2 protein-coding genes and 1 pseudogene are annotated in these 2,570 nt (G+C 73.3%); 2 read left to right on the top strand and 1 reads right to left on the bottom strand.

The genetic code is table 11. The features are described 5' to 3' along the window. Window positions 1-17 precede the first annotated feature (17 nt). Window positions 18-944 (top strand): annotated as a pseudogene (locus ACFWN1_RS32855) (lysylphosphatidylglycerol synthase transmembrane domain-containing protein); the annotation flags it as partial. Between the two features lie 101 nt (window positions 945-1,045). Here ACFWN1_RS32855 and ACFWN1_RS32850 read toward each other — a convergent pair. After that, window positions 1,046-1,822 carry a creatininase family protein gene (locus tag ACFWN1_RS32850; protein ID WP_384370286.1) on the bottom strand — a complete coding sequence of 259 codons (777 nt, stop codon included), beginning with the start codon at window positions 1,820-1,822 and terminating at the stop codon, window positions 1,046-1,048. A gap of 39 nt (window positions 1,823-1,861) precedes the next feature. On the opposite strand from ACFWN1_RS32850, the gene ribA reads away from it, so the two are divergent. Then, window positions 1,862-2,521: a GTP cyclohydrolase II gene (ribA, locus tag ACFWN1_RS32845; RefSeq protein ID WP_384370283.1), complete on the top strand. Its 660-nt coding sequence runs from the start codon at window positions 1,862-1,864 to the stop codon at window positions 2,519-2,521. Window positions 2,522-2,570: the final 49 nt, after the last annotated feature.

The following is a 2,570-nucleotide window of genomic DNA, read 5'->3' as shown; positions in this document are numbered from 1 at the left end:
CGGCCGGTGGAGGCGTGATGGACGGGCGGACGGGCGAGGCGGTCGCGGAGACCCGGGACTCGGGCCCGGGGGAGCCGTCCGAGCCCGCCCGGCCGCCCGGCACCCCCGAAGGAGACGCTACTGCCCGCCACGCGCTGCGCACCCACATCGGCACCGTCGTCGGCGTCGCCATCCTCGGTGTGCTGCTGTGGCGGCTGGGCACCGGGCCGCTGGTCGACGGGCTCCGCCGGATCGACACCGCGACCGTGCTCGCCGCCCTGGGCATCGGCGTCGTCACCACCGTGTTCAGCGCCTGGCGCTGGCAGCTGACGGCACGCGGGCTCGGCATCCGGCTGCCGCTGGGGCCCGCCGTCGCCGACTACTACCGCGCCCTGTTCCTCAACGCGGCCCTGCCCGGCGGCGTCCTCGGCGACGTGCACCGGGCGGTACGGCACGGACAGAGCGCCGGGGACATCCGGCGCGCCGTCAAGGCGGTCGTGCTGGAGCGGGTCGCCGGACAGCTGGCGCTCGCCGTCTGCGGGACGGCGCTGCTGCTGACCCTGCCGTCCCCGGTCCGCGACGACCTGCGCACCTTCGCGGTGCCGGTGGCGCTCGCCGGGGCGGGGGCGCTCGCGGTCGTGCTCGCCGTCCGCATGAACCGGGCACCCGGCCGCCGTCCCGGCCCGCCGCCGGGGAGCGGGCTGCTGCGGGAGGCGCGGCAGGGGCTGCTGTCGCGGGAGAGCGGGCCCGGGGTCGCGCTGTCCTCGGTGACCGTCCTCGCCGGGCACCTCGGCATGTTCGTCGTCGCGGCCCGGGTGGCGGGCAGCGGGGCGCCGGTCGCGGTGCTGCTGCCGCTCGCCGTGCTGGCCCTGCTCGCCATGGGGCTGCCGCTCAACGTGGGCGGCTTCGGCCCGCGCGAGGGCGTCACCGCCTGGGCGTTCGCCGCCGCCGGACTCGGCGCGAGCAGCGGCGTCGCCGTCGCCGTGGTGTACGGCGTGCTCAGCTTCGTCGCCGCCCTGCCCGGCGCCGTCGTCCTGGTCGCCCGCTGGGCCGGCGCCCTGCGCGACTACCCGCGCGGCGCGCCAGGCTCCCCGGCCGAGGTCAGCAGCCGGAAGTACGGCTCGAAGTTCTCCGCCAGGCCTGCCAGCAGGCCCTTCCCCTTCTCCGCCGAGGCCAGGGACGGGCGGCCGATGACGCCCGATTCGGTATAGGCGGCCATTCCCGTGGTGAGCAGATGACGGCGGTCGTCGGCGGTGAAATCGGCCGACTCATGGCCAGGGCGGAGGAACTCGGGATGAGCGTGCAGCAGGATGGACGCCTCGATCTCCCCGGCGTGCATGTCGGTGAGCAGCGAGGTGACCACGCCCGCCCGCTGCCGTGCCTCCTCCCAGTCCTCGGCCGCCGGGTACAGCGCCATCGACTCGCCCCGCGCGGACGCCTCCTGGACCACGTTGCCCAGCACGTAGTTCCCGCCGTGCCCGTTGACCACGACGAGCGACTCCACGCCCGAGCGGCGCAGCGAATCCGCGATGTCGCGCACCACCGCGTGCAGGGTGACGGAGGAGATACTGACGGTTCCCGGCCAGGCCGCGTGCTCGTGCGAGCACGAGAGGGTGACCGGGGGCAGGAGGTGTACCGGGTACGCGGCGGCGATCTCGCGTGCCACGGTACAGGCCACCAGCGTGTCGGTCGCCAACGGAAGGTAGGGACCGTGCTGTTCGAAGCTCCCCACGGGAAGGACGGCGACCTGACGTGACTCACCCGCCCCCCGCGCCCGTACGTCCTCGGTGGTGTCCGCGGGCATCACCCCGTAGGCCGCCGCTCGCGCGTCCGAACCACTCATGTCTCCCATGGCCTTTCGTCTCTGCTTAGGAATCAGATCATGACAGAAAACATCGGCGTCTTCGGCGGGAAGACCCCGCGGCGTTCGGGCACGGAACGCGTCGTGAACACCCCGCTGCCCACGGTGTACGGGGAATTCCAGGCGATCGGCTACCTGGACCACGACCGGGGTGATGAGCAGGTCGCCCTGGTGCACGGTGACATCGGTACCGAGAGCGTGCTGGTGCGGCTGCACTCGGAGTGCCTGACCGGCGACGCGTTCGGCTCCCAGCACTGCGAGTGCGGCGAGCAGTTGGCGGCCGCGATGCGCGCGGTGGTGGCCGAAGGCAGCGGAGTGGTCCTGTACTTGAGAGGTCACGAGGGCCGGGGCATCGGTCTGCTGGCCAAGCTGCGGGCGATGGCGCTTCAGGCGGAGGGTCTGGACACCGTCGAGGCCAACCTCGCGCTCGGTCTGCCGGTGGACGCCCGTGACTACCGGGTGGCGGCGGAGATGCTGCACGACCTCAAGGTGCGCTCGGTCCGGCTGATGTCCAACAACCCGCGCAAGCGAGAGGCGTTGACGCAGCACGGCATCGAGGTCGCCGAACAGGTGCCGCTGCTGATCGAGCCGAGCGAGAACAACATCACGTATCTGCGTACCAAGCGCGAGCGCCTCGACCACCACCTGCCCCACCTGGACAGGGTGGCCCACGGCTCCTGAGCCGCGTCCGCCCCCGTACGGGAAGTCCGGCCGGACGTCACGGCCGGAC

The organism is Streptomyces sp. NPDC058459 (genome assembly GCF_042721685.1).
Lineage (GTDB): Bacteria > Actinomycetota > Actinomycetes > Streptomycetales > Streptomycetaceae > Streptomyces.
This window is presented reverse-complemented; position numbering and strand designations above follow the sequence as displayed.

Coding starts and splice junctions, on each gene's coding strand:
- ACFWN1_RS32850 (WP_384370286.1), bottom strand. CDS start 1,822: ATGAGTGGTTCGGACGCGCGAGCGGCGGCCTACGGGGTGATGCCCGCG.
- ribA (WP_384370283.1), top strand. CDS start 1,862: ATGACAGAAAACATCGGCGTCTTCGGCGGGAAGACCCCGCGGCGTTCG.